The following is a 25,405-nucleotide window of genomic DNA, read 5'->3' as shown; positions in this document are numbered from 1 at the left end:
CTTTAATGAGTTCGAATTTTCCCGCTTCAATTTTGGCAATATCAAGCACGCTGTTGATCGTTTCCAAAAGCAGCCGCCCACTGCGGGTGATCAAACTGGTGTATTCCTTGTAGTGTTCGGACAGGGGGCCTTTGATTTCGTAGTGCATCATTTCCGCAAAGCCGATGATGGAATTCAGCGGTGTGCGCAACTCATGGCTCATGGATGCCAAAAATGCCGATTTGGCTTGGTTTGCCTGGTCGGCTTCGTCTTTGGCCAGACGGAGTTCATTTTGAATCCGAACACTTTCTGTGATGTCTTTGATGAAGGCAAAGGCAATACGCGGGCTGCCGTCATCATTGCGGATGGTGGAGGCCTCAAAGTGGGTGTGGATGTCGTGACCGTCTTTGTGTTTAAGGGTGATGTTGTAAGCCCGGTTGTCCGTATCTGCAATTTTCAAAGTTTGTATATGAAAAATTTTAGCGTTTTCTTCGTCTACGAAATCAAACGGTGTTTTGCCCAGGATTTCACTTTCGGTGTAGCCCAGCATTTCGCACAAGGCCGAATTCACTTCCAGAGTATTTTTGGTACTCACGTCGATTAGCCAGAAACCTTCCGACGTGGTTTGCACGATGGAGTGGAACTTCACTTCGCTTTTGCGTAAGGCTTCTTCCGCTTGTTTGTGTTCTGTTATATCGTCGTACATGGCGACAACTTCACCGGTTGGCAGCTTAAAGATATAGTTTTCGCGCCAACCCGAAATGCGTTCGTCTTTGTACATGGCGATGGGGAAATGTTCGGGTTGTCCGGTGGCCCAAACTCTGTGAAGAACTTCCAGCAGTCCGAATTTACTGACGCTGGGGAAAACCTCAGTCAAACGTTTGCGGACAGTTTCCGATTTGGAGATCTTTTCAATACGTTCTCCCGCTGCGTTGAAATCGATGAACACAAAGTCCTGGCCATTGTCGACCGCTTCGTAGATGGCGACGCCGCTGCTCATGTTTTCGAGGATTTGAAGGTAGCGCTGCTCGCTTTCACGCAAGGCCTTTTCCGTCTTTTTGCGTCGATTGACCTCTTGATGCAGTGATCTATTCCAGAAAAAAATGAAGGCAATGGATGCGCCACCGACAAATAAAAGCCACTTGAGCCAAGAGGGTACGGTGAACGTTTCTTCCGGTTTTAGGCCGAGCCAGCGGTCAATGATTTGGTAATAGATGCTCGATTTGTTGTTGCGCCACAAGGCCAGATGACCGTCAAGCGCCGCAACCAGATCGGCATTTTTGCCTTTGGGTAGGGCGACTTGCAGAGGCACCGGGCTGAATACGATGGAACTGCGCACGGCTTTATATTTTTTTTCCCGGGAAAACCCCAAGATGCTGTTGACCACGGCCCCATCGACTTTTCCGTCGTCAACGGCCTGAAGGGCATCGTCGTAGGACGCTACAGCGGTGATCTGACAATTGATGGCAAAATTTAAGCATAATTCTTGAAACTTCTTTCCCAGCAACCCATCGCGCATCACGGCGATTTTCAGACCATCCAAGTCCAAGATGTTCTGCGGTCTTAAACTGGGGGTGACGTAAAGTTGAGCCCATACGGAAACGAAGGTTTCATGGGAAAAGTCAAAAACTTTTTTGCGTTCCGGGGTGGCGGCGATGCTGGTCATCATGTCGAGACGCTCAGCCGCAACCGCCTCTAAGTGTTCGGCGAATGAACCTTGGACATAGTCCAGTTTCCAACCTTCCAGGCGGGCAACTTCATCGAGAATATCGATGTAAATGCCGCGCGGAGTTCCCGTGCTGTCGATAAACACTTGGGGGGCGTTTTGATACACACCAACCCGCACCACACGGGGTTCGGACTGGTCTGCGGCACTTTCAATTGCCCACATTTGTGTGACTAATAGGGCGGCAGTCACAAGTGCCTTGATCTGACGCCAAAAGGTCATGTCAGTCTGTTGTCCTTATCGTATGTAAACACGCTTGCGGTGGAGGGGGGGGGGGGGCGGCTAGCGATAGGGATTGGAGCGGGTAAACAGGTACATCCACCGGGCGGGGACTTCCATCGGCGTAGCCCGACCGCTGAGCGCATCATCGGCGATGTCGCTCCACATCAGGCTTTGTTTTAAGGCCCATCCGGACGGGTCGTCGCACGGCGTCATGGCCAGTGCGTCGTACATGGCACGCGAGCGCAAAAACGTATCTTCATTTGGATAAGGGATAGAGCGCAATTCGCGCATGAACCCAACATCGCATTCGCAAGAGGCCGTACCGATTGAGATGTAACACTGATCATGATGCATGCACGCCGCGTCTAGGGGGTCCAACGGTGGTCCGGCATTCACATTTGTGCCGGGACCGCACCAATTGCCGTACAGATCAAAACCGGATCCGGCCTTGGTTGTTGTGGTCAGGCCTGCCAAAACAATAAAAAGGACAAAAGCTGCAATGCGCATTGGAATATCCACCTTAACGACCAAATAATCGGCGGAGGCTATAGGGTCAAGCCGCTTATGCCAAGCCAAACTTACGCATGCGCCGCCATAAAGTCGTGCGGTCAATCCCTAATGCTCTGGCAGCTAAAGACTTATTTCCTCCAGCCGTATTTAAGGCGATGCGGATTTTATCCGCTTCCAAACCTGTGTCGCCCGCCAACACGGTGTGCGGGGGCGGGGTGTATGGTTTGGGTTGGGCATCGTCTTGGCGTCGTCCATAGGCCATGGGCAATTCGATGGCGTTGGCGTAGCTCATGTTGACGGCATAGTGGCGGATATCTTGGGGCAGGCTTTCCGGCAATACGGATTTGTCGATGGCGCAGATGTACGCATGCTCGACCGCGTTGATCATTTCGCGCACGTTTCCAGGCCACGGATAGTCCATCATCATGCGCATGGCATCGGGCGTGCAAACCACATCGTTAGGATATCCGCGGGCCGTCAAGTCGGTGCAAAAATGCTTTAACAGCAAGGGAATATCGCCCACCCGTTCACGCAAAGGCGGAATTTTGATGGGCACAACGGCAAGGCGATAAAACAGGTCTGCGCGGAACTTTCCAGCGTTCACCATATCCCGAAGGTTTTGGTTGGTGGCGGAAATGACCCGCACGTCCACTTTAACGGTGCTGTCAGAGCCCACGGGCTCAAACCGTTGGTCTTGGATGGCGCGCAACAGCTTGGCTTGCAAGTGCAACGGGATTTCGCCGATTTCATCGAGCAAGAGGGTGCCGCCGTGCGCCGCCTGGAAACGCCCCTTGCGTTTTTGCGTGGCTCCGGTGAAGGCTCCCTTGACGTGGCCAAACAGCTCTGATTCCAGCAATTGTTCCGGGATGGCGGCGCAGTTCAGTTCAATCAACGGCTTGTCGGCACGGGGGCTTTGTTCGTGGATCATCCGCGCGACTTGAGTTTTGCCGGTGCCCGATTCACCCATCAACAACACCGGTGCCGTTGAATCGGCAAGCTGATCCAAGTGCGAAAGGATCGACAGCATTTCCCGGTCATTGGTGATGAAACCGGGTTGGCTCAACGTTGCGCTGGCGTCTGGAGCTTTCGCCATGGTGCGGTCTTGTGAAATACAGATGTTTAAGCTGCGATCCGTTTCGGGCAGGGTGATGGTGCCCAGGTAGTGTTCCAAGTCGCGCACGGTCCCGCCGGTGCTGACTTGATCTTTCACCCGGACAAAGTTTTCCAGGGGCGTTCCTGCAACCTTGGTAAACGGTGAGCGCATATGGGCGGCACAGGTGGGTTTTTTGGCCAAGTCAAAGAGATGCTCCCATTCCTGCTCACCAACCGGTTTGCCGTCGCCTGTACACATCATCTGCTGAAACGCTTCGTTGTGACACAAAACTTGGCCGTTCTCATCGGTGATGAGAACGCCGTCGGAGATGCATTTCAGCAAGGTCTCAAAAAGGGGATTCACTGCTGCTAAATCGAGTTTGTGGTCGATAACACCCATATCCGTCCGTCTCATCCAACTTATGCGGCTTTTTGGCCCAGGAATTTCTATAAAAAAGGTATATGTTGCAGATTATGCTGACATGAAATAAAACGTTGCGCAACATGTTGCAGCGTGTTGCAGCCGAATTTGTTCAATATTATCATGACGTTATATTTGATTGTGCTAATATGGCAGTGTTGCAGGCAAAAAGACCGAATCGTTTTTTTTAAGATAATATGTATGTAAATCAATGCGTTGCTAGATGTAATAACCTTGTGGCACGTCCGTTGCTTAATGAGGGGTTAACGTTTTGAGTTTTGCGGGCTATTGTGTCTTTCTTAAAGGGTTGAAAAGAACCTGAGAACGACACGTATAAAGCCTGAATGTATTGATAAAGGGGGAGTTTTATCATGGCTGATTTGTTTGCGCCTGAGTGGATGACATCGTTTCAAGATGTCTGGAATAACGAAGCTGGTCTTTCGGACGAGCTGGCGAAAATTGGTTTTTCATCAACGATTGCATACGGTTACCTGGGCGAAGATGCGCCGCGTGGTGTTTTGGTTGTGGAAAATGGCAAGGCCGTTTCCGCTGGCGCGTTTGAGGGCCAGGAACTGAGCTGGGATATTCGCGCTAGCCAAGACAATTGGACAAAATGGATGTCAAAGCCCCCCGGCATGATGGGGCTCGGCATTGCTTACACGTCGCGAAAAATGCAATTCCTCGTTGGTGACTATGGTGCGATGGTCAAAGACCCGCGCATGGCAGGTCCTTTCGTGAAAAGCTTTGCCGCAATGGGAAAAGCATAAGCTTTTAGAGCACAGAAAAATGAGCGTTTCCAATTGGGTGCGCGCATAAAACAGACGAATACAAAAGACGAAAATCGGAGGTTCGGCAATGGTGGCGCAATTGAGTTTGATTAAGGCCAGGGTGTTTCAGGGGGCAGTCGCGAGTGCGCTGGCCTTTGTCGCTTTTGGTTACGCGCCACCTGCCCCTGCGGCAGATTATCAAACGGCTGTCATTGCGGTTGAGCAAATCGGTGAAATGACCACTTTGGCCGGGACCGTGGTTCCGTACAAAGAGGTCAATTTGTCGGCACAGTCTCCGGGTCGGGTGACCTTTATTTCCGGGGCGGAGGGGGACTCCTTTAAAAAGGAAGAACTGCTCGTCACCATTGATGATGACAGCATTCAAGCGCAGCGCCGTGCCGCTTTGGCCGATATCGCCAGCGCCCAGGCCGCTATGCAAAATGCACGGGTGCAATATTCGCGCGAGCTGATTTCGCCGCGTCAAAATTCAATTTCGACGATGCCGGGCATGGGCATGCCCAGTATGTTCGACCAGTTTTTCACCCGCGGATTTTCCGATATGGTCGGCAAATCAGACTCCGGTGTGGAACGTCAAGCCGATCTTTACAGCAGCTATAACGGCATGAATCAGGCGCAAAGCCAGTTGGCGCAAGCGCATGCGCGTCTGGAAGCCTTGGATGCCAGCGTCCGCGACACCCGCACCTTGGCGCCGTTTGAAGGGGTGATCACGCAAAAACTGGTGGAAGAGGGCGATACCGTCCAGCCCGGCCAGTCTTTGCTGAAGTATGCCTATACCAAGTATCTGCGTTTGGAAGTCGAAGTGCCGGTGCGCTTGGTGTCCAGCATTGATAAGGGCATGATGTTGCCTGCGCGCCTTGACGTGCGCGGCGCAGAAGTGATGGCGCGTGTGGCGCAAATTTTCCCCATGGCGGATACGTCCGGTCACACCGTCACGGTGAAATTGGACCTGCCCGAGGGCACGCCTGGTGGCGCAGGGATGTACGCTGAAATTCGCGTGCCGGATTTGTCGACGTCGGATCGCAGCGCGCCCATCGTGCCGACCGCCGCCCTGGTTTGGCGAGGAAGTTTTCCAAGCGTTTTTGTCGTTGATGGCGAAAACATTTCGCTGCGTTTGGTGCGTTTGGGTGTGAACCTGGACGATGGACGCATGAGTGTGCTGGCTGGCCTAAAGGGAGGGGAAAAAGTGATTTTGAACCCGCCCGCAGGTCTGTCGTCTAGCTCGGCTAAATAAATGAAAGCCGGGGGGAACCGCACATGACTGAACATACAAATGATGACGCTGGTAAAGCTGTGAAAGACAAGCCTAAGGCTAAGATCAGTCTTGGCATTGCCGGGGCTATGGCGAAAGAGTTCATCAACTCGCCATTGTCGTTGCTGTTGCTTTTGGCCAGCTTAGCCATTGGTATCATGGGGCTTTTGTTTACCCCGCGCCAAGAAGATCCACAAATTTCCGTGCCGATGGTTGATGTGTTCTTCAGCTATCCAGGCGCTTCGGCAGAGCAGGTGGCAAGTCTCGCCATTGATCCGCTGGAACGTTTGATGAGTGAAATTCCAGGCGTGAAGCATGTGTATTCCATGTCGCGCCATGGCGGCGGTATGGTGACCGTGCAGTTCGTCGTGGGCGAGGTTTTGGAAACCTCGTTGGTGAAGCTGTATGACAAGTTGATGTCCAATATGGACAAAATCCCGCCGGGCGTGTCTCAACCGTTGGTGAAACCGAAGGGGGTTGATGACGTACCGGTCGTGACGCTGACCTTGTGGTCGCACGATGTTGATGATGCCGCCTTGCGTTTGGTGGCGTTGGACGTGATGCAGCGCTTGAAAGAGGTTCCCAATACCTCGCAAAGCTTCATCGTCGGTGGACGCGCCGAAGAGTTGCGCGTTGAAGTGTTCCCCGAACGCTTGGCCGGTTATGGGATCAGCGTCGGTCAGTTGGCGAAAACCATCACCAGCGCGAACTCGGAAACCGAAGCGGGGCAAGTTGAATCGGCTGGTAAAAACCTGCAAATTTTCACCGGTTCGTTCCTCACCAAGCCCGAAGATGTTGAACGCTTGATCGTTGGTGTGCATGACGGTAGCCCGGTTTATGTACGGGATGTGGCGGTGGTCAGCCAAGCCCCGCAAGTGGCGGAAAATTTGGTCCAATACTTTACCGGTCCGGCCTATTCATCCGGAGAGATTTTGGCACCTGTTGGTGCACCGGCGGTGACCATCGCGGTGGCTAAAAAAGTTGGCTCGAACGGCGTGAGTGTGGCCGAAGGCGTGTTGGCCCAGGTTGAATACCTGAAAGGCCGCATCATTCCCGACAATGTCGAAGTTTCGGTGACTCGCAACTATGGTAAGACCGCCAACGACAAGGTCAACGAACTGATTTTCAAATTGTTTGTCGCCACCGGGGCGGTGACGGTTTTGATCTGGATTTTCTTGGGCTATCGCGCGGCCGTGGTGGTTTTGATCGTGATCCCGGTGGTGATCTTGGTGACCGTTTTTGCGGCCTGGATCATGGGCTTCACCATTGACCGCGTGAGCTTGTTTGCGCTGATTTTCTCCATCGGTATTTTGGTTGATGACGCCATTGTCGTTATTGAAAATATTTATCGACACTGGCTGTTGAAGGGCGAAGTCAATACCGATATTTCGGTTGAAGCCGTTGCGGAAGTCGGCAACCCAACCATTTTGGCAACCTTTACGGTGATCGCCGCGTTGATGCCCATGGGCTTTGTGTCCGGCATGATGGGGCCGTATATGGCGCCAATCCCGGCCTTGGGTTCGGTGGCGATGATCTTTTCATTGTTTGCGGCGTTTATCTTTACGCCGTGGCTCGCCATGCGCATTCGTCCCTCAATGGACTCCTTGAGCAAAGCGCACCACAAAGAAGAAAAACAGCAAAAATGGCTGGACGGTTTTTTCCGTCGCATGCTGATGCCGTTGATCGAAAGCAAAACCAAATACCGCATTTTCCGCTTCACCATGCTGGGTATTTTGTTCGCTTGTTTTGCGCTGTTTTACACCACCTCGGTGACGGTGAAGATGTTGCCTTTGGACAACAAGCCGGAATTCAACGTGGTGGTGAATATGCCCGAAGGCACGGCCTTGCCGGAGACCGCGAACGTCACCCAGGCGATGACGGATCTGTTGTTGGAATTGCCGGAAGTCACGGCCATCCAAACCTATGCCGGTACCGCCTCGCCGTTTAACTTTAATGGTCTGGTGCGTCATTATTATCTGCGTCAAGAAGCTTGGCAGGGGGACATTCAGGTCCAGCTTTTGGAAAAGGGTGATCGCAAACGCAGCTCTCACGAGTTGGCGGTCGTTGCCCGGGAAATGCTGACCCCCTTGGCGAAAAAACTGGGTGCCAAAATCCAGGTGGTTGAAATGCCCCCGGGACCGCCCGTGTTGCAAACCATGGTCGCCGAAGTTTATGGCCCGGACGCGGCGACGCGCCGTCAAGTGGCACAAGACTTGACCAAAGTTTTCGCCAAAGCGGGCAACGTGGTGGATGAAGACAACCTGATTCAAGACCAGTACGAAGCTTGGCACTTCATTGTCGACCGTGAAAAAGCGGTGCGCCGTGGCGTGTCGGTTGAAGACATCAATAAGCAGCTCGAAATGGTTATGGGACGCTTTAAACTGGGCGACGTGAAGCTTGGCACCATTTTGGAGCCGCGCTACATCGTGGTGCAAATTCCGATTTCCATGCGCGATCAGTTCAGCCGTTTGGGGCAATTGCCGATCCCGTCTTCAACGGGCAAGATGATACCCTTGTCTGAGTTGGGCCGCTTTGAACGTGTTGCGCAAGATGAGTTGGTCTTCCACAAGGATCTCCGCCCGGTTGAATTTGTCACCGGTGAAGTTTCTGGCCGATTGGCCGCGCCGATCTACGGCATGTTTGCGGTTGAAGATTTGTTGCTGGATTACACCACACCCGATGGCGTGAAGCTTGAATCGCATTATCTTTCGCCGCCTACCGATAGTTCCGTCAGCGCGTATGAATGGACCGGCGAGTGGACGGTGACATACGAAACCTTCCGCGACATGGGCTTGGCGTTCGGCGTGGCGTTGATTTTGATTTACATGCTGGTGATGTGGGAATTCGGTAACTTTAAGCTGCCAGCTATCATTATGGCACCGATCCCGCTGACGTTGATCGGCATCATTCCCGGTCACTGGATTTTCGGTGCGGAATTTACGGCAACGTCGATGATCGGCTTTATTGCGTTGGCGGGCATCATTGTGCGCAACTCGATTTTGCTGGCGGACTTTTCCAAGCGTGCGGTCGAAAATGGCACGCCGGTGCGCGAAGCCGTGATTGAAGCTTGTCGCGCCAGAACCCGCCCGATCATGATTACGGCTCTGGCTTTGGTGGCCGGGTCCAGTGTGATTTTGTCAGACCCGATCTTCCAAGGCATGGCCATTTCGCTGATGTTTGGCGTGATGGTTTCAACCCTGTTGACGTTGGTCGTGATTCCTCTGAAGTGCGCTATCATTGACCCCAAAAAGGTCTATGGTTGTGCCGGTACTGCACGGAGTTATGAAGCGGTCGTTGGCGCAGTTCCCCAAATGGGAGTGACACATGCCGACATCAGCCTGTCGTCGTCACACGATGTGACGGGTAAACAGGGCAAAAGCAAATGGCGGTTGTTGTGGGTCGTTCCGGCCTTGATCGTCGTTTTTGCCTGGACCGCCATCGTTACGTTTTTCCACTGGGTGATCCATTGGAAATGGGTGCAAAAAGCGATCAATGTTCTGTCCATGGTTGGCTACGCGCTGCGCGCCATTCCGTACTTCATTTTATTGTTCGTGAAGGACACCTGGAGCCGCATGACCGCGCCTCGTTCGGTAGCGCCTCCGCCACCGCCTCCGCCGGCACCTAAGCCCGCACCAGCACCGAAGCCTGCTCCGGCTCCAGCCGCTGCACCGGTGGCTGCACCAACACCAGCTCCGACTCCGGCTCCTGCGCCTGCCCCACAGGACAAAGCCGAGCCGAAAACGCCGGATGTGCAACCGGACGTGCAAACAGAAGTGCAAAAGCCAGAAACGCAAGTTGAGGTGAAGCTGCCCGCTGAACAACCGGCTGAACAACCGAGTGTCCAGCCTGCCGCCCCTGAGGCTCCGGCAAAGGCCCCAGAAAAGGCTCCAGAAAAGGCTCCGGCAAAGGCCCCAACTCAGGCCCCAGCGAAAGCGCCCGAGAAAGCCAAGACGGAAGCTCCGGTCAAAACTCCGGTCAAATCAAAGCCTGCGCCTCAAGTCCCGGCAAAGGCTCCGGCAAAGGCTCCCGCTAAAGCGCCAGTGAAGGCTAAAGCTCCGGCCAAAGCTTCGGGCAAAGCTGCACCAAACAAGCCGCCAAAGCCTGCTGTTCGTCCGAAGTCCCAGCGTCGCGGGATTCGATTGAAGACGGTTCCCAAAGACGGATCGTCTGGCTCCGACCAAGAGTAGGTTTGCGGGGCAGAGTTGTGAACAATGACTGTTGAGATCAACGAAAGGAATTGGATCATGCGCACAAAAATGATGACACGTGTTGCACTGCAGAGATTCCCGACCCTGATGTTGGCCCCTGCCGTTGTGCTAGGGCTGGCGACAGTGATTTATGTTGGGCCGGGTGCTGGGGTGTGCTTGGCGCAAGACGCGGATCAGCCGACAGATGCCACCACGACCGAGCCCACAGCGCCTCCCCGGTCTCAAGGGCCATATTATGCGCGTCCGTTGCCGCCGGGAGCAAATGGCATGGGGGGATTCCCTCCGATGGGTTTTGATCCTATGACGGGAACGGTTGCGCCCAACACGGGATCGGATGATGTTTATGCTCAGACGATGAACAATCGCGCCAGTGGTGGTACGGGTGGTGGTACGGGTGGCGACACTCAAGTGGACGTGCAAGTTCGCGGACATATTGGCATCGGTGGCCGGGGGAATGGCCAAGGTGGCGCGCATGGGCTCGGCAATCCGGGGTGGGGGGCATACAGCGGGCAAGGCGCGCCGTTCAGGAACGGTTATGGCGCACCGTATGGCACGCCCTTTAATATGGGGCCAGCTGTCCCTCAATATGCACCTCAGGCGCTCGAAACGGAGTCCGCAGAAACGCCAGCAGGAGAGACGTCGACGGCTGCTCCGTCATCTGCGTCCCCTCAGGCGGCTCCTGCATATCCAGCAGGTGTTCCAAACTATCCGCAACCCTTTACGTGGGCACCCAGTGGTATGCCCGTGCCGGGGCTTTCGACCGGACCGGGTGCTGGAGCTTACGTCCAACCACAAGGAGTTGCCCCGCGGGCAAATGTGGCTCAGCCTCAACAGCCCGACTGGGTACAAGAGCGTCGCGCCGAAGCGGAGAAGCGTCGCCTTGAAGCTGAAAAACGTTTCACCGAAATGCGAAACAATAATTTTTATGCCGGGCGTGGTTATGGTCAGGGTTTCGGTTCTGGATATGGCCAACCCTATGGACAGGGCTATGGTGCACCATACGGTGTGCCTTATGGTGCACCATACGGTTATGCGCCTCATCCGCAGCCTCAGCCGCAACCGCAAGATGCGCCCAAGAGCGAAGAAAAAACCAACTGAGTTCGATTTGAACGAGGACTTTAAGACGATGAACAACCGTTTGGCACTGGTGGGAGCATTTTTCGCGATGATTTCGCTCGCGTGCCCGACTGTGGCGACGGCGCAGAATCCTTGGCGGACGGACCCCCAGGCCAGCGGGCAATATTACGATCCGCCCGCAGCGACATCTGCGCCTCATAAACCGGCGGCAAAGTTGCCGAAATACGCACCTTTGGATGGCAATTTGGACGCAGAAGATGCCCAAAAGTATGGCTATCTACCCGGATATCCAGGTGTCTATCCGGGCGGATTGCCCAGCCCTTATGGCTATGGCAATGGGCTTGGCAATCCTGGGTATGCGGTTGCACCCGGATATGGAGGGCTTGGTTTGGCTCCCGGTTATGCCCCTTCACCTTATGTTGGTGGATTGGGGTATCCCGGTCTAGGGGCGCCCGGTTTGGGCGTGCCGGGTTTGGGCGGTTATAGCCCTGGTTATGGCTGGGGAAATTCTCCCGCAGCGATCTTGCCATTTTGGTAGACGCGCAGGGACAGGGCATGACGTCTTGGGCACATGCCCAATGGTTTTCGGGTTAACGCCCGTTAAAGTGACGGGTTAGCGCCCGTTAAAGCTACGGGCTAACGCTCGTTAGGGTTACGGGCTAACGCTCGTTAGGGTTACGGGCTAACGCCCGGTGCGGATTATGGAGTGTCCTCTCTCCGGTATCCGTCGTCACACGAGAGGGCTAAAAAGAGAAGCACGAAGGAGTACTGGAAATGAACTCAACAAAAATCATGAAAGTCCTGGCAATCGCTGGTGTGGCTATGGTTGGCTCCATGGTCGCAAACGATGCTGCCGCTTGGGGTTGGACCCCTTGGGGCAACAACGGCTGGGGCAACAACGGTTGGAATAACAATGGTTATAACAACGGTTGGGGCAACGGTAACGGCAACGGCTATGGCAATGGCGGCGGCGACGGCTCTGGCGACTTTTCGTTCGGCATGAGCGGCAGCGGCAGCGGCCGTGGTAACGGCAACGCCTACAACAACTACAACGGCAGCGGCTATAACGGCTGGAATGGCTATAACGGCTATAACGGCTACAATGGCTATGCACCGTATGGTTATGGCGCACCTTATGGCGCTCCGTATGGCGCACCTTATGGCGCTCCGTATGGCGCACCTTATGGCGCTCCGTATGGCGCTCCGGCTCCGGCAGCCCCGCAGGCTCCCGCAGCACCAGCTAAATAAGCTGATCGGTCGGATGGGAGGCATCGCGCATTGTGATGCCTCCTACCCACCCCTTCAATCGATTTGTTAAAAACACGACCGAGCCTTCTGGGCAAGTCTTTCGGGACAAAGTTAGGGACACGCTTCGCTATGCGGTATTTGATCACCATTACAGCAATTGTTTTAAGCTTGGCGACGCTGTCGGCACCTGCATTGGCGGGAAGCAAAAAACCTTTTACGGCAACTGCCGTGCAGAGCGTTAAGGATCAACCGCAGCAAAGCGGGAAGATTTTTGTTTCCGATACCGCCACGCGTTTTGAATATGTTGAGCGCGGTCGTGAAATGGTTAAAATCGTTCTGCCCAAACAGAATATTATGCGCATTCTGTTTCCTCAGGAAAAACTCTACATGGAAATTGTCGCCCCGGCGGATGCGCCGATGGTGTTCGGCGACGATAGCAATCCCTGTCCGCAGATCGAAGGTTTGACGTGCACCAAGGTGGGCGATGCCAAGTTTGGTGCATTGACGGTGCAGCAGTGGAGCCAATACTTTGAGCCGACGAAAAGCACCTCGACATTGTGGTGGGAACCTATTCGCAAAATGATCGTGCGACAAGAATTTACCGACGGGCGGATCATGCAATTGACCAAGGTCGGGAATGTGACCTTTGAAGGCCGCGAGACGGAACGTTGGGACGTTTCGTTGGCCGCGCCGGATGGGACCATCACCTCATCATATCGTTTGGTTGATACGGACCTGGGCATCATCGTGAAAGAAGAAGATCCCAGCACCGGATTGTCCCGTGAATTGCGCGGTCTGAAAGTTGCCGACAGTGACGAGACGTGGTTCGATGTGCCCGCAGGTTACCAACGCATTGAAGCACCGAAGCCTGGACAATAACGAAGCCAATCAAAGGACAATAACAACATGATCACAGTGGTTGGAAATTTAAAGGGCGGAACGGGCAAAAGCACCGTGGTGTTTAATCTTGCCCTGTGGCTGGCCTGTGCCGAGCACGATGTGGTGCTTTGCGACCTGGATCCCCAAAACACCCTGCGCGATGCCGTTGATGTGCGCGTTGAAGAAGGCTATGAGCCGACCGTCTCGGTGTTTGGATCTATCCCCAAAAAAGCTGCGGGCAATGTATTGATCGATATTGGTTTGTCCGACATGCAAGCGGCGCGCAATGCGCTGGGACGTGCCGATCGCATCGTGATTCCGGTGACCCCGTCCCAAGCGGATGTGTGGGCAACCCAGCAGTTTTTGGCGATCATCGAAGAAAGTACACGCGCCAATGTGAAAAAACCCGAAGTTTTCGCTTTTCTCAATCGCGCCGACACCCATCCATCTTCAAGCGAGAATCTTGAGACCCAAGAGGTGCTCAAACAAATTCCCGGCATGCAGGTTTTGGATCACGTATTGTCGCAGCGTATGGCGTTTCGCCGTTCCTTCAGTGAAGGACTGGGCGTTTTTGAATTGGAGCCTCGCGGTAAAGCGGCGCTTGAACTGAGTGCATTGGCTGAAATGCTCTATGGATGAGCCGCAATAGTCAAGAATTGGAGAGTTAGGCATGCCTGTTATTCGTTGGATTTTGAATCATCTGGTTATCATCTTCGTCGCTGTTTTGGTTGTCGCCGGTTTGGTGTACCAAGAAGAGATTGAGAGAGAACTCGTGCAATTGGGTGTTATGGATGGACCGTCGACACAGACGGCCTCCGTGAGCGAAAACAGCACGCCTGCACAAATGCCAACGCAATTGACGCCTGCCGCGTCAGCGAGTGCGCCTACCGCGCCAGTGGCCAGTGAACCTCTCAGCGAGGCTGATAGTGAGCCCGCGGCTGAAGCATCAACACCTGTTGCTCCGGCAGCAGTTTCGTCAAAGCCTATGAGCCCTGCTGAGCATGCGGCTCAAAACAAAGCGGCGTTTGAACAGGCCCAGGCAAAAGCCAAACAAATGCAAGCTGAAGTCGAGGCCAAACGTAAAGAGACGTTTGAAAAAGCCCAGGCGGATGCGTTGAAGGCACAAGAAGCTGCAAAGCAGGCTCAGGCTGCGGCAGAAGCCAGCATGAAGCAAACCCAGCAAGAAGCCGAAGAGCGTCAGAAAGCTGAATTTGAAAAGGCTCAAGCCCAAGCGGCGGAGCAAGCCTATAAGGCTCAAGCCCAGGCTGCTGAGGCACGCGCAGAAAATGCCAAAGCTCAGGCACAGGCGCTTGAACAGATGAAAGCCGCTCAAAGCCGGGCCCAAAATCAGGCCATGTCGGGTCCAAATCAGGGACCTGCTCAGGCACAAGCGTCCCAAGCTCAGGCGCAAGCAAATGCTCAGGCGCAAGCGAAAGCCCAAGCAGAGGCCCAGGCTGAAGCGATGAAAGCGCGCGAAAAAGCGATGGCTGAATATCAGGCTCAACAGCAAGCTGCTCAGGCCAAAGCCCGTGCAGCCTATGAGAAGGCCCAGGCTGAAGCGCAAGCCCAAGCTGAAGCCCGTCGCGCTGAAATGATGGCCGAGCGGGCAAAATTGCCTGCCCAACAAGTTCCGGCCAATGACAAGCTTGACCCAGCCGTGCTGGAACAGTGGACCGCCGCACGCACAGCCTTTTGGCAACGCGATTTGAACAAAGCCGAAGAACTTTACAAAGCTTTGCTTGAAACCACGGAAGAAGCCGATGTCGCGGGCGAATTGGGCAACGTGTACTTTGTCCAGCGTCGTTTCAAAGAAGCCGCAGATATGTATTTCGAAACAGGCGTGCGTTTGCTCGCCGGGGATACGCCTTGGGCGGCGGGTTCGATAATGGGAACGTTGTACCGCTTAGACCCTGAAAAGGCCAATGAACTGCGCACCCAGATGCAGGCCAAACATGTTGAGTTTATGCAGAAGGCTGCGGCCGCGCGTCAGAACGCCCCGGCTCCTGGCTCGGCTCCGGCTCAGGCCCCGGCCCCGGCCCCGGCTCCAGCAGCGCAGTAGGTGAAACCAAAACGATTAGGGATTGATACCAATGGGCATGCTCAGAAATCTTTTTGCGATCATCGGCCTTGTGGTTGTTTTTGCGGGGCTTATTGCCGCACCATATGTGATGGACGTGAAAAACCGCTTTGCTGAATTTGATGAAAAAGCACTTGATACGTATGTCAGCATGTTCCAACAAATTTTGGAAACCGGCAATGCGGCGGATGCCACCGTGTGGAAGGCGCAAGTGAACGAAAGTTTGACCGCCGATGAGGTGGACCAAACCATCAAGTTCGTCGCCAACGAACACAACATTAAAAACGTTGGCGAATTGCCCCTGTCCAAGCAAGTCGAAGCCATGAGCGGCAAGCCCTATCGGTTTGTCAAAATCTATATGTTTTGCAATGCGATGACGGCGGCGCAAATGTTGGATTATTCTGACTCTTATGCCGCCTACTTGCCGTGCCGGTTGTCTTTGGTTGAAGACAAAAAAGGGCGGTTATGGATTTACACGCTGAATATGGACCCGATGATTTACGGCGGAACACCTTTGCCGCCGGAACTCAAAGCAGAAGCCATAAAGGTTAAAGAGATCATGCAAGATGTTTTGGCTCGCGGTGCAAAAGGCGATTTTTAACATCGGCGATGGAGTGATATGAATGTTTTTTAGCCGCCCAAATGCGACCGTTATCGAGCGTTTGAACAACCTGGAGACGCACCTGCAAGAGGAGCATCCAGACCTTCTTCAGGTTTTGCCGACGTACCGCAAGCTCGACAAGGTGCTCTATCGTTTGGGGCTTTTGAAGACGGACGAGTCTTTGGCGACGCGGATCACGTGGTGGCCCTTGATCAGCGTTATGGGGACTTTTTCGTCGGGCAAATCCACGTTCATCAACCACATTTTAGGCCAAGCGTTACAACGGACCGGCAACCAAGCTGTGGATGATAAGTTTACGGTGGTTTGTTATTCCAATCACGAAACATCGCGCACCCTTCCGGGCACCGCGTTAAACAATGATCCACGCTTTCCCTTCTTTGGCATTGCCATGGAAATTGAAAAAGTGGCTGAAGGGGAAGGGCGTCGCATTGATACCTACCTTCAACTGAAAACCGCGAATACGGAAAGTTTGAAGGGCCGCACGCTGATTGATTCACCGGGCTTCGATGCCGATGATCAACGCCGTTCAACCCTGCGCCTGACAGATCACATCATCGATATTTCCGATTTGGTGTTGATCTTTTTTGACGCCCGTCATCCAGAACCGGGCGCGATGCAAGACACCTTGAAGCACCTGGTGGCGAAAGCGGCCGGGCGTGCGGATTCAACAAAATTTGTTTACATCCTCAATCAGATCGACACCACCGCACGGGAAGACAATCCAGAAGAAGTGGTTGCTGCGTGGCAGCGGGCCTTGGCCCAAGCGGGCTTGGCCAGTGGGCGGTTCTTGTGCGTTTACAACGAAGCGGCCGCCGTGCCCATCGCCGATGCGACGCTGCGCGAACGCTATCGGCGCAAACGTGATGAAGACATGGCGGAAATCACCCGGCGCATGGACGAGGTCGAAATCGAACGCGGTTACCGCGTGGTCAGTTCTCTTGAAGATGTTGCCCGTCAATTGGAAGCCGAAGCCGTGCCTGCCATCGAAGTGGCGGTCGAACGCTGGTGCAGACTGGTTCGGATCGGCGACACCATCGGTGCCGTGCTTGCCGTGGCGGTGGCATTTGGGGCCGTACAGGTCTTTGGCCTGGACACCTTTGTGTCTGCCTTTGACGCCGTAAAGGGTTATGTTCTGAGTTTGTTGGCCATCGCTGGCGCGATCGGTGTTGTCGCCTTTTCGTGGCATTTTACCATGCGTAAAATGGCGGCCAAGTACATTGCGACCAAACTGCCGAGCGTGTTTGGGGATTACGAACTCAACGTGCAAAATGCGTTTGTGAAAAACACCCGGGCTTGGCGAAGCACATTCAGCAGCGGCGTCACCGGTTGGGGGAAGGGCACCCGTCGGATGGTGAGCGAAGTTTTGGGTGCGGTTGAAGGCCACATTCAGCGTCTGAACGATCAGCATACGGATCCGTCCGGGCGCAAAGCACAGAGGGAAGCCGCCTTGGCTGCAACGCCACCCGTTGATGTCGATCCTGGGCAATCGATAAATACGGGACTGGTTGCTGATAAAACACAGCAGGTTCTCCCCTCAGAATCTGTTATACAATCAAGCTCAGTTCCGACTGGGTGAATGTGAACAATCAAGATCAACGTGGCCGGGGGGATCAACCCCACGGTGAACGCAGGTCTAAACAATAAAAAAACGGGGTTGGACGTGTACAGAAGAGTCAATAACAGCCGCTATGTCGTTGTCGGCATCAGTGGCATCGTGGTGGTGATGAGCGTTTTCACGTATTTGATGTGGGGCATTGCCAACCGCATCGATACGATGACGCAAACCATCGTGGCTATGGGCACCGACTTGCACACCATGACGGAAGTGCAAAAGGTGATGGTCCAAGATATCGGCGCTATGTCGACCAACATCGCGAGCATTCAGACGTCTGTACAGGGCATGGATGCGCAGTTGCTCACAGTGTCGAGAAACATGGCGATCATGACCGGGTCAACGGTTGGTATGAATGCCAACGTCGCGCGCATGTCGCATGATGTCGGTCGTTCGACCAGCATGTTCTCATCGCCCATGAACTACTTCTGGAACATGGGGCAATAAGATCAATTTCGAAATTTGGCTGGAAAGCGGGAACGTTCGACGGCTCAAGGACACCCCAATAAGGTGACCTAAAAGGTGGAAGGCTTACCCCAGTCTCAGCAGGCTAAGCAGTCCGCCTTTTTCTTTGGGCGGACGCGGAATATATTGTTCGATAATTTTTGTGACTTCCTTGCCGCTCACTTCAATTTCACCGGCTTCATCTTGATCATAGAGATATTTGGCCACAGGCAATATGGCGTTGCGGACATGCTCTGGTGCAAACATGGCTATGGCGCGATCTTCCAATGAGAACAAAATGTCTTCGTTGTCGTAGTCTTCATTGACGGATAGACCAGCCAGAATACGGGAAATTTCATCAATGCGGGAAATGTCGCCAGAGCAACATGTGGTGTTGCCGCACAACATTTCTTCGGCGATTTGTCCGCCAAACAATTCCAGTGCTCGATTTTCCAAAATGTCCATAAAGGATTCCCAGCTGTTGCTGATGAACTTCTTTTCGGCAATGGTCATCGGTGGGCGCGGCAACATGCGTACGGCAACAATTTTTTGATTGAGAAGATATGCTGTAATGGTATGACCAGCTTCGTAGACAGACAGCCGAAATGTGGCGTCGGAACATTGTTTATGCGGTTTTGTTGAAGTCATTTTGCCCCCAAAAATACTGTCAGCTGATTCATTGATAGAATCTATTTATTTATGCGACGAATGAATTATAGCGTAAAAATGCATATTAGAGCATTCGAAATTAATGAAAATTGAATATTGCTGACAGAGCAGGGTGGTATTGGTTCTGAGCCTAGGGTTTTTGTGCATTCCACCAAGTGACGACTTGGTCAAGCTCACAGCTGAGCATCGTCCCCAAACCGCCCGTGAACTGTTCCCAGGCTTCTTGTTCAAACAGCGGCACCGAGACAACGGTGGGAATGTTTTCGGCCATGACGGCCAACAATTCATCGCTTAATCCGCCGCCGTCTTTTTCATGCTTGCCGAATTTCTCGACCACGACAATATCGGCGTGGTCGTCAAGAGCGCGGCGCAAAATCATTGAGGCTTCCGCCAACTGTGCCACATCAAGGCTGCAAATATTATTGTCCAATTCGTATTGGGTGGGACGCACCAGGGCCACGTGCTCACCGGTTTTGATGTCGATGGCGTCCACACCACAACCGGCGTTTGCAGGGTCGAGCTCTTGGGGGACTTCTTGCAAGATGCCGTGAACATTGACGTTGTTGGCCTTCAGAATCTGCACGAACGCTTTCATGAGGTCGCGGATGGGGGCTCCACGCTCATATACGACACCAGCAATCTTTGGGTTGGACATATGCGGCCCTTTCAGTTGAACGCGCGGAGTATAGAACGTCATGGCAAACTGCGAAAGGTCTCAGCATCAATGAGGGCTGGGGAAAGTGGCGGTGTTGACGCGGTGTTGACAGGGCAGTCTCTCCAAGGCATTGAAGAGCTATGAAACTTTTACGCTACGGCCCCTTGGGTCAGGAAAAGCCAGGTCTGTTGGACGGGGATGGCAACATCCGCGACTTATCAACTCGTGTGCCCGATCTGTCAGGCGAAGTTCTGTCGGATGCAGGACTGGCGCGTCTGGCGGCTTTGGACGTTGGTACTTTGCCCATTGTCGAAGGTGCACCACGTATCGGCGCTTGCGTCGCGGGTGTTGGTAAATTCATGGCCATTGGCTTGAACTTTTCCGACCATGCCAAAGAAACCGGCATGGCGGAACCGAAAGAGCCTGTGCTGTTCACCAAACACACCAGTTGCCTGAGCGGTCCAAACGACGACGTGGTGCTGCCGCGCGGTTCCATCAAAGCCGATTGGGAAGTCGAGTTGGGCGTAATCATCGGCACCCGGGCGAAGTATGTCACACAGGCCCATGCGCTGGATCACGTTGCAGGTTTTTGCGTGGTCAACGATGTGTCAGAGCGGGCGTTTCAGTTGGAAAGCACCGGGCAATGGGTGAAGGGCAAATCGTGTGACACCTTTGGCCCCATTGGTCCTTGGCTGGTTACCCGTGACGAAATCTCTGACCCTCAGGCGTTAGACCTGTGGCTGGACGTCAATGGCGAGCGCCGCCAGCGGGGCAACACCGCCACGATGATTTTTTCCGTGGCCCATATTGTCAGTTATCTCTCAAACTTTTTCACGCTCTATCCCGGTGACGTGATTTGCACCGGAACGCCGCCCGGTGTCGGCATGGGCATGAAGCCGCAGCAGTTCTTAAAACCCGGTGATGAAATGCGCCTGGGCGTGCAAGGCCTGGGGGAACAGCGCCAACGCGTGGTGGCTGACGCTTAAACCCAGCTCTTTGCACCTAGACCCTTAAGCCATTTGCGCCAAGCCCAATGCGGTCACAGCCACAAACAGGACAGCGATGGTGAGGATGATGGTGGTGGCACCGATGGCAGCGCGCTTTTTTTCGATGTGTTCGGCGGCACGGATTAACATGGGGGGAACTCCTGAGCATGGGGGGTGTGGTGACCTTTATGCATGTTCCCCACTGAACGGAGCCTGAACGCGTTTAGGCGTTTAAAATATCGATGAGTTCCGGCATGACGGCTGCTTCTGATTGGATCTGGGCACGGTTCAATACCTGATGGACCGCTTGGGCCGCCTGAGAAGGCGCGTCCAGCGCTTCGGCCATGCGGGTGTAATAGTCTAAATCCTTGGCGGCGTTTTTGATGGCGAAGCGAAAGGCTGAGCTGTCTTTGTTTTCAATGTAAGGCCGCATGCGTTCCAGCGCCACACCCCCAGCACCACCGGAGGCCAAGACTTCGGTCAACACGGACAGATCCACGCCTCCCTTGTGGGCCGTGGCCACCGCCTCGGCAATGATGGTGGCTTGGCCGATGGAGACAAAATTGTGCAATAATTTCAAACGGTGTCCTGCCGACACGCCGCCGCCCCAATAGATGTTTTCCGCATAAGACTGAATATAGGGCTTTGCCCGGGTGACGTCTTTGTCTTCCCCGCCGATTAAGACGTTTAACCGACCGGCTTCGGCTTCTTTGGGGGTTCGGGTCATTGGTGCATCGACATAGGAGCAGCCTTTTGCTGTCACGGCAGCGGCAATGGTGAGGCTGCGTTCCGGTTCGGCCGTGGTGGCGTCAATGATCAAAGTGCCGGGGGGCAAGTGCGCCACCAGACCCTGCTCGCCCAGCAGCACGGCTTCGACCTCTGGCGATCCCGGTAAAACGATGAAAAGCACGTCTTTGTCTTGGACCAGTTCAGAAAATGTGGAACAGAACGTTGCCCCCAATTGGATCAAATCGTCACATGACTGATTGCCGGGGTGATCAAAAATCGCGACCCGATGGCCTTTAAGCAAGAGGTTCTTGGCAATGCCATGCCCCATGAGACCGCAGCCGATGAGGCCTAAATTACCGGATGGGAGGGGCGATGACGTCATGATGCAATCCTTGTGCTCGTATTTGCGTAAAATGATGAGATATATATGCTGAGCGTATCAAATTTTTCCGTCCCGCAGAAGGACTGCCGTTATGGGTCTATTTGACCAGATCATTCCCCTCATCGTTTTTTGCGCCACGGCGGTTTTTACGCCCGGTCCGAACAATGTGATGGTGACGGCCAGCGGGGTAAATTTTGGCTTTGTGCGCACGGTCCCTCACATCTTGGGCATTGCGGTCGGCTTTGCCCTCATGAACTTGATGGTCGGGTTGGGGCTGGGCTCGGTTTTTGAAATGTATCCCCAAATACACGTGGTGTTGAAATACGTTGGCATAGCCTATCTGGTTTTTTTGGCGTGGAAGATTGCCACGTCGGGCGAAGTTAAAGGGGGCAAGGCCCGCGCCAAGCCGTTTACGTTTTTACAAGCCGCCGCATTTCAGTGGGTGAACCCCAAAGCCTGGGCGATTGCCGTGGGCGCGGTGGCGACGTTCACAACGCTACGCGGTGACTTGCTGGTGGAAGTGGCGGTGATGTCGGCGATCTTTTTTTTGGTGACGTTTCCCAGTGCCGGCACATGGGCGGTGTTCGGCCTGTTCATTGGGCGATTTTTGCACACGCCGGGGCGACTCAAAGCGTTCAACTGGTTTATGGCCGGGTTGCTGTTGTTGTCGATCATTCCCGCTGTGGTCTAAATCATGGTATCCTTTATAAGCCATTCTTTTTTATGAAGGATCGTGTGTCTTGACTGGACATCCAACCATGAGCCTTTCGGCGCGGGGACTGTCGAAATTGTATCGTAGCGGTGAGCTGGAAGTTGCGGCGCTGAGCGATGTGGATTTTGACCTTTTTCAAGGTGAGTTGGTGGTGCTGTTGGGGCCCAGCGGCAGCGGCAAGTCGACGTTGCTCAATATCTTGGGCGGTTTGGATCGACCCACCAGCGGCTCCGTCACGTTTCAAGATCAAGATTTGACGCTTTTGGATGACAAGGCCTTGACCTTGTATCGACGCGATCACGTGGGCTTTGTGTTTCAGTTCTACAATTTGGTTGCCAGCCTGACGGCCCGCGAAAATGTTGAGCTGGTCACCGAAATTGCCACCCATCCCATGAGCGCGGATGAGGCCCTGGCCCTGGTGGGATTGGAAAGTCGTGCCGATCATTTCCCCGCCGAACTGTCCGGCGGCGAACAGCAGCGGGTTGCCATTGCCCGCGCCATTGCCAAACGCCCCAATATCTTGATGTGTGATGAGCCCACCGGGGCACTGGATTCCAAAACCGGGATTTTGGTTTTAGAAGCCTTGGCAAAGAGCAATCGTGAACTGGGTGCAACAACGGTGGTGATCACCCATAACGCGGTGATCGCGGACATGGCGGATCGGGTCGTTCTCATCGGTGACGGGCGGGTTCAAGAGGTCAGAAAAAACGCCACCAAAAAGCAACCGGGGGAGCTGTCATGGTAGCCCTGCACCTTTCCCCCTTAGACAAAAAAGTTGTGCGCGATTTGCGCGCCATGTGGGCGCAGGCCTTGGCGATTGCGATGGTCATCGCCGCAGGGGTGGCGATGTTTGTGATGAGTGAGGGCATGTTGAAGTCTTTGTTCGAAACCCGTGCGGCGTACTATGAACGCTACGGTTTTGCCGATGTGTTCGCACCGTTGAAGCGTGCCCCCAATGCGCTGGTGGCGCGTCTTCAGGACGTGCCCGGCGTCAGTACGATTGAAACCCGTATTAAGGAACGCGTGCGTCTGGACATGCCCGATTTGGATGAACCGGCGCAAGGGGAAATCTTGTCCTATCCCGTCGGCGCCGAGCCGCGCTTGAACCGTTTGTATTTGTCTTCGGGGCGGTGGCTGGCCCCGGGAAACAATGACGAAGTGTTGCTCAGCGAAGCCTTTGCCGAAGCCCATACCCTCACACCCGGCGACAATATCACCGCGATCATCAATGGCCGCAAACGTCTGCTGTCCATCGTCGGCGTGGTGCTGTCGGCGGAATATATCTATGCCATTCAACCCGGTGCGATGATGCCCGACAACAAACGTTTCGGCGTTTTTTGGATGGCGCGCCCGGCCTTGGAAGCCGCCTTTAATATGAAGGGCGCGTTCAACGATGTTCTTGTTGCCATAACCCCCGGCGCAAACTTAGAAGACGTGAAGGACGGCGTGGACCTTGTGCTGGAAACATATGGCGGAGTGGGGGCCTATGAACGCGCACATCAAGTGTCGCATTGGTATGTGTCGGGTGAAATGAATCAGCTGCGCAACATGGCCCAAATTGTTCCGCCGATCTTTTTGGCCATCGCTGCGTTTTTGCTGAATGTCGTCATCACCCGTTGGGTTGAGATGGAACGCGAAAAAATTGGTTTGTTTAAGGCGTTCGGATACAGCACTTGGGCCGTGACGGGACATTATTTAAAGGTGGTGATGGTGATCACCTTGGTTGGCATCGCTTTGGGCTTTGGCGGCGGCGTGTGGTTGGGCCGGGGGATGGCTGGAATTTATCAAGAGTTTTTCCGCTTTCCGTTTTTGTATTTTCAGTTCAGTACATCGGTGTTTGCCATTGCGGGCGGGGCGAGCCTTATTGTGGCGTTGGCGGGCACTTGGCGGGCCGTGCGCCGGGCAGCCTTGCTGAGCCCGGCCCAAGCCATGGTGCCGCCTCCGCCAACACGCTACCAACGATCCTTATTTGAAGGCGGGTTGACGCATTTGGAGCAGCCCGCGCGGATGATCGTGCGCCATATGGTGCGCTGGCCGATGCGCTCAGCACTCACCGTTTTGGGCAGTGCCGTGGCCGTCGCTGTGTTGATCGGATCGATGTTTTTTATGGATGCCATGGAAAAGCTCATCGACGTGACCTTTAACCAAGCCGAGCGCCAAGATGCCACCCTCAGCTTTATGGAGGCGCAAGAGCCCCGCGCCCTTGAAAACGTCAAAGCCATGGCGGGGGTGATGCAAGCCGAACCGTTTCGTGCGGTTGCGGCGGAGCTTTCGTTTCGAGGCGCAAACCGTCGGGAAAGTTTAATCGGCTTGGTTCAAGATGCCCGACTGAACCGCATTCTCAACCAAAACTATGAGCCCGTATCGGTGCCCAAAAGCGGTTTGGTGCTGTCGCAAAAATTATCGGAGTTGTTGGGCGCTGGGGTTGGAGACGTCGTCATCGCCCAAGTGACACAAGGCCGTCGTCCGACTTTGGAATTGCCGGTTGTGCAAGTCTCGAAAACCTTGATGGGCAGTCCGGCATTTATGGATTACGCCTATTTAGGCAACGTGATGCAGGAGCCGGGACGGCTTGACGGTGTGTATGTGAAGCTCGACGACAACCAACAAAAAAACTTTTATAAGGCCGTCAAAAACACGCCGGGCATTGCCGCCGTATCGATCAAGCGCACGACGCTGAAAAGCTTTCGCGAAACCATGGCTGAAAACGTTCTGGTGATGACGTTCTTCAACGTCATGTTTGCGGTCGTGATTGCCGTGGGCGTGGTCTATAACGCCGCGCGCATTTCCCTATCGGAACGCAGCCGCGAACTGGCCAGCCTGCGGGTTCTGGGCTTTACCATGGGCGAGGTCTCGTTCATCTTGCTGGGGGAATTGGCGCTCTTGAGCGTGCTCGCCATTCCCTTAGGCTGTGGTTTGGGATATGGCCTGGCCTGGGTGTGGACGCTTTCGTTGGATACGGATCTTTACCGCATTCCTTTGGAAGTGACCAAACAGACGCTGGGCTTTTCCGTCTTGGTGGTGGTGTTGGCGACGTTGGGATCAGGTCTTGCCAGCTTTCGCCAAATTGGCAAACTCGATATGGTGCAGGCGCTGAAAACGCGCGAATAAGGAAGGG

Annotated in this window: 23 protein-coding genes; 16 read left to right on the top strand and 7 right to left on the bottom strand. The window is 54.2% G+C overall.

What is annotated here, in order from left to right:
- The 3 genes from BEN30_RS06470 to BEN30_RS18795 form a co-directional block, all read right to left on the bottom strand.
- Positions 1-1,927 (bottom strand): PAS domain S-box protein (locus BEN30_RS06470; protein ID WP_139134888.1); only part of this gene is annotated, 1,927 nt, incomplete at its 3' end.
- A 60-nt stretch (positions 1,928-1,987) separates the two neighbouring features.
- Entirely contained in the window at positions 1,988-2,434 is a 447-nt protein-coding gene (locus tag BEN30_RS06465) for a phospholipase A2 family protein (RefSeq protein WP_069957518.1), read from the bottom strand.
- 55 nt (positions 2,435-2,489) lie between these two features.
- Positions 2,490-3,929 carry a sigma-54 interaction domain-containing protein gene (locus BEN30_RS18795; RefSeq protein WP_069957517.1) on the bottom strand — a complete coding sequence of 480 codons (1,440 nt, stop codon included), beginning with the start codon at positions 3,927-3,929 and terminating at the stop codon, positions 2,490-2,492.
- 392 nt (positions 3,930-4,321) lie between these two features.
- Between BEN30_RS18795 and BEN30_RS06455 the strand changes: the two genes are divergently transcribed.
- The 12 genes from BEN30_RS06455 (at position 4,322) to BEN30_RS06400 (ending at position 18,157) form a co-directional block, all read left to right on the top strand.
- On the top strand, positions 4,322-4,717 hold the full coding sequence (locus tag BEN30_RS06455; protein WP_069957516.1) for an SCP-2 sterol transfer family protein: 396 nt from the start codon (positions 4,322-4,324) through the stop codon (positions 4,715-4,717).
- Positions 4,718-4,817: 100 nt separating this feature from the next.
- Positions 4,818-5,969, top strand: coding sequence for an efflux RND transporter periplasmic adaptor subunit (locus BEN30_RS06450; protein WP_211563308.1), 1,152 nt, complete (start codon positions 4,818-4,820; stop codon positions 5,967-5,969).
- A 23-nt stretch (positions 5,970-5,992) separates the two neighbouring features.
- The gene (locus BEN30_RS06445) at positions 5,993-10,174 is read left to right on the top strand and encodes an efflux RND transporter permease subunit (RefSeq protein WP_084005150.1); all 4,182 of its coding nucleotides are present in this window, start codon (positions 5,993-5,995) and stop codon (positions 10,172-10,174) included.
- Positions 10,175-10,231: 57 nt separating this feature from the next.
- Positions 10,232-11,293, top strand: coding sequence for a hypothetical protein (locus BEN30_RS19100; protein WP_281201828.1), 1,062 nt, complete (start codon positions 10,232-10,234; stop codon positions 11,291-11,293).
- Between the two features lie 28 nt (positions 11,294-11,321).
- Positions 11,322-11,810, top strand: a complete 489-nt coding sequence (locus BEN30_RS17880; protein WP_084005148.1) for a hypothetical protein — start codon at positions 11,322-11,324, stop codon at positions 11,808-11,810.
- Between the two features lie 236 nt (positions 11,811-12,046).
- On the top strand, positions 12,047-12,520 hold the full coding sequence (locus BEN30_RS06430; protein WP_084005146.1) for a sulfur globule family protein: 474 nt from the start codon (positions 12,047-12,049) through the stop codon (positions 12,518-12,520).
- A 129-nt stretch (positions 12,521-12,649) separates the two neighbouring features.
- Positions 12,650-13,399, top strand: coding sequence for a hypothetical protein (locus BEN30_RS06425; protein ID WP_069957511.1), 750 nt, complete (start codon positions 12,650-12,652; stop codon positions 13,397-13,399).
- A 27-nt stretch (positions 13,400-13,426) separates the two neighbouring features.
- Positions 13,427-14,038, top strand: a complete 612-nt coding sequence (locus BEN30_RS06420; protein ID WP_069957510.1) for a nucleotide-binding protein — start codon at positions 13,427-13,429, stop codon at positions 14,036-14,038.
- 31 nt (positions 14,039-14,069) lie between these two features.
- Complete coding sequence (locus BEN30_RS06415) at positions 14,070-15,458, top strand: hypothetical protein (protein WP_069957509.1); 1,389 nt, start codon at positions 14,070-14,072, stop codon at positions 15,456-15,458.
- 37 nt (positions 15,459-15,495) lie between these two features.
- Positions 15,496-16,077, top strand: coding sequence for a DUF302 domain-containing protein (locus BEN30_RS06410; RefSeq protein ID WP_211563306.1), 582 nt, complete (start codon positions 15,496-15,498; stop codon positions 16,075-16,077).
- A 22-nt stretch (positions 16,078-16,099) separates the two neighbouring features.
- Complete coding sequence (locus BEN30_RS06405) at positions 16,100-17,674, top strand: dynamin family protein (RefSeq protein ID WP_069957507.1); 1,575 nt, start codon at positions 16,100-16,102, stop codon at positions 17,672-17,674.
- Positions 17,675-17,758: 84 nt separating this feature from the next.
- Entirely contained in the window at positions 17,759-18,157 is a 399-nt protein-coding gene (locus BEN30_RS06400) for a hypothetical protein (protein WP_139134886.1), read from the top strand.
- A gap of 84 nt (positions 18,158-18,241) precedes the next feature.
- Here the strand turns inward: BEN30_RS06400 and BEN30_RS06395 are convergent, their stop codons facing one another.
- Together BEN30_RS06395 and BEN30_RS06390 are read right to left on the bottom strand one after the other, a co-directional pair.
- On the bottom strand, positions 18,242-18,802 hold the full coding sequence (locus BEN30_RS06395; protein ID WP_069957505.1) for a hypothetical protein: 561 nt from the start codon (positions 18,800-18,802) through the stop codon (positions 18,242-18,244).
- Positions 18,803-18,953: 151 nt separating this feature from the next.
- Positions 18,954-19,478, bottom strand: coding sequence for a DUF2478 domain-containing protein (locus BEN30_RS06390; RefSeq protein ID WP_170826979.1), 525 nt, complete (start codon positions 19,476-19,478; stop codon positions 18,954-18,956).
- 140 nt (positions 19,479-19,618) lie between these two features.
- Here BEN30_RS06390 and BEN30_RS06385 point away from each other — a divergent pair, with 140 nt between their 5' ends.
- Positions 19,619-20,464, top strand: coding sequence for a fumarylacetoacetate hydrolase family protein (locus BEN30_RS06385; protein ID WP_069957503.1), 846 nt, complete (start codon positions 19,619-19,621; stop codon positions 20,462-20,464).
- A gap of 24 nt (positions 20,465-20,488) precedes the next feature.
- Here BEN30_RS06385 and BEN30_RS19095 read toward each other — a convergent pair whose 3' ends face one another.
- Together BEN30_RS19095 and BEN30_RS06380 are read right to left on the bottom strand one after the other, a co-directional pair.
- Positions 20,489-20,614: a hypothetical protein gene (locus BEN30_RS19095; RefSeq protein ID WP_281201827.1), complete on the bottom strand. Its 126-nt coding sequence runs from the start codon at positions 20,612-20,614 to the stop codon at positions 20,489-20,491.
- Positions 20,615-20,687: 73 nt separating this feature from the next.
- Complete coding sequence (locus BEN30_RS06380; RefSeq protein WP_069957502.1) at positions 20,688-21,575, bottom strand: NAD(P)-dependent oxidoreductase; 888 nt, start codon at positions 21,573-21,575, stop codon at positions 20,688-20,690.
- A gap of 91 nt (positions 21,576-21,666) precedes the next feature.
- On the opposite strand from BEN30_RS06380, the gene BEN30_RS06375 reads away from it, so the two are divergent.
- Genes BEN30_RS06375 through BEN30_RS06365 form a run of 3 tightly spaced genes read left to right on the top strand, consistent with a single transcriptional unit; the run spans position 21,667 to position 25,398 of the window.
- On the top strand, positions 21,667-22,266 hold the full coding sequence (locus BEN30_RS06375) for a LysE family translocator (protein ID WP_069957501.1): 600 nt from the start codon (positions 21,667-21,669) through the stop codon (positions 22,264-22,266).
- 49 nt (positions 22,267-22,315) lie between these two features.
- Positions 22,316-23,032 carry an ABC transporter ATP-binding protein gene (locus tag BEN30_RS06370; RefSeq protein WP_245649003.1) on the top strand — a complete coding sequence of 239 codons (717 nt, stop codon included), beginning with the start codon at positions 22,316-22,318 and terminating at the stop codon, positions 23,030-23,032.
- Positions 23,026-25,398, top strand: a complete 2,373-nt coding sequence (locus BEN30_RS06365) for an ABC transporter permease (protein ID WP_069957499.1) — start codon at positions 23,026-23,028, stop codon at positions 25,396-25,398. Before BEN30_RS06370 ends, BEN30_RS06365 begins: the two co-directional genes overlap by 7 nt.
- The last annotated feature ends 7 nt before the right edge of the window (positions 25,399-25,405 follow it).

The organism is Magnetovibrio blakemorei (assembly GCF_001746755.1).
Taxonomy (GTDB): Bacteria; Pseudomonadota; Alphaproteobacteria; order Rhodospirillales; family Magnetovibrionaceae; genus Magnetovibrio; species Magnetovibrio blakemorei.
The sequence above is the reverse complement of the archived record's forward strand: the minus strand, read 5'-3'. Positions and strand labels throughout refer to the sequence as shown.

Excerpts from the sequence above, each read along its gene's own strand:
- BEN30_RS06385 (WP_069957503.1), top strand. The coding sequence starts at position 19,619 with ATGAAACTTTTACGCTACGGCCCCTTGGGTCAGGAAAAGCCAGGTCTG.
- BEN30_RS06375 (WP_069957501.1), top strand. The coding sequence starts at position 21,667 with ATGGGTCTATTTGACCAGATCATTCCCCTCATCGTTTTTTGCGCCACG.
- BEN30_RS06455 (WP_069957516.1), top strand. The coding sequence starts at position 4,322 with ATGGCTGATTTGTTTGCGCCTGAGTGGATGACATCGTTTCAAGATGTC.
- BEN30_RS19095 (WP_281201827.1), bottom strand. The coding sequence starts at position 20,614 with ATGTTAATCCGTGCCGCCGAACACATCGAAAAAAAGCGCGCTGCCATC.
- BEN30_RS06390 (WP_170826979.1), bottom strand. The coding sequence starts at position 19,478 with ATGTCCAACCCAAAGATTGCTGGTGTCGTATATGAGCGTGGAGCCCCC.
- BEN30_RS06425 (WP_069957511.1), top strand. The coding sequence starts at position 12,650 with ATGCGGTATTTGATCACCATTACAGCAATTGTTTTAAGCTTGGCGACG.
- BEN30_RS17880 (WP_084005148.1), top strand. The coding sequence starts at position 11,322 with ATGAACAACCGTTTGGCACTGGTGGGAGCATTTTTCGCGATGATTTCG.
- BEN30_RS06365 (WP_069957499.1), top strand. The coding sequence starts at position 23,026 with ATGGTAGCCCTGCACCTTTCCCCCTTAGACAAAAAAGTTGTGCGCGAT.
- BEN30_RS19100 (WP_281201828.1), top strand. The coding sequence starts at position 10,232 with ATGCGCACAAAAATGATGACACGTGTTGCACTGCAGAGATTCCCGACC.
- BEN30_RS18795 (WP_069957517.1), bottom strand. The coding sequence starts at position 3,929 with ATGGGTGTTATCGACCACAAACTCGATTTAGCAGCAGTGAATCCCCTT.
- BEN30_RS06420 (WP_069957510.1), top strand. The coding sequence starts at position 13,427 with ATGATCACAGTGGTTGGAAATTTAAAGGGCGGAACGGGCAAAAGCACC.
- BEN30_RS06415 (WP_069957509.1), top strand. The coding sequence starts at position 14,070 with ATGCCTGTTATTCGTTGGATTTTGAATCATCTGGTTATCATCTTCGTC.
- BEN30_RS06405 (WP_069957507.1), top strand. The coding sequence starts at position 16,100 with ATGTTTTTTAGCCGCCCAAATGCGACCGTTATCGAGCGTTTGAACAAC.
- BEN30_RS06410 (WP_211563306.1), top strand. The coding sequence starts at position 15,496 with ATGCTCAGAAATCTTTTTGCGATCATCGGCCTTGTGGTTGTTTTTGCG.
- BEN30_RS06430 (WP_084005146.1), top strand. The coding sequence starts at position 12,047 with ATGAACTCAACAAAAATCATGAAAGTCCTGGCAATCGCTGGTGTGGCT.
- BEN30_RS06465 (WP_069957518.1), bottom strand. The coding sequence starts at position 2,434 with ATGCGCATTGCAGCTTTTGTCCTTTTTATTGTTTTGGCAGGCCTGACC.
- BEN30_RS06445 (WP_084005150.1), top strand. The coding sequence starts at position 5,993 with ATGACTGAACATACAAATGATGACGCTGGTAAAGCTGTGAAAGACAAG.
- BEN30_RS06380 (WP_069957502.1), bottom strand. The coding sequence starts at position 21,575 with ATGACGTCATCGCCCCTCCCATCCGGTAATTTAGGCCTCATCGGCTGC.
- BEN30_RS06395 (WP_069957505.1), bottom strand. The coding sequence starts at position 18,802 with ATGACTTCAACAAAACCGCATAAACAATGTTCCGACGCCACATTTCGG.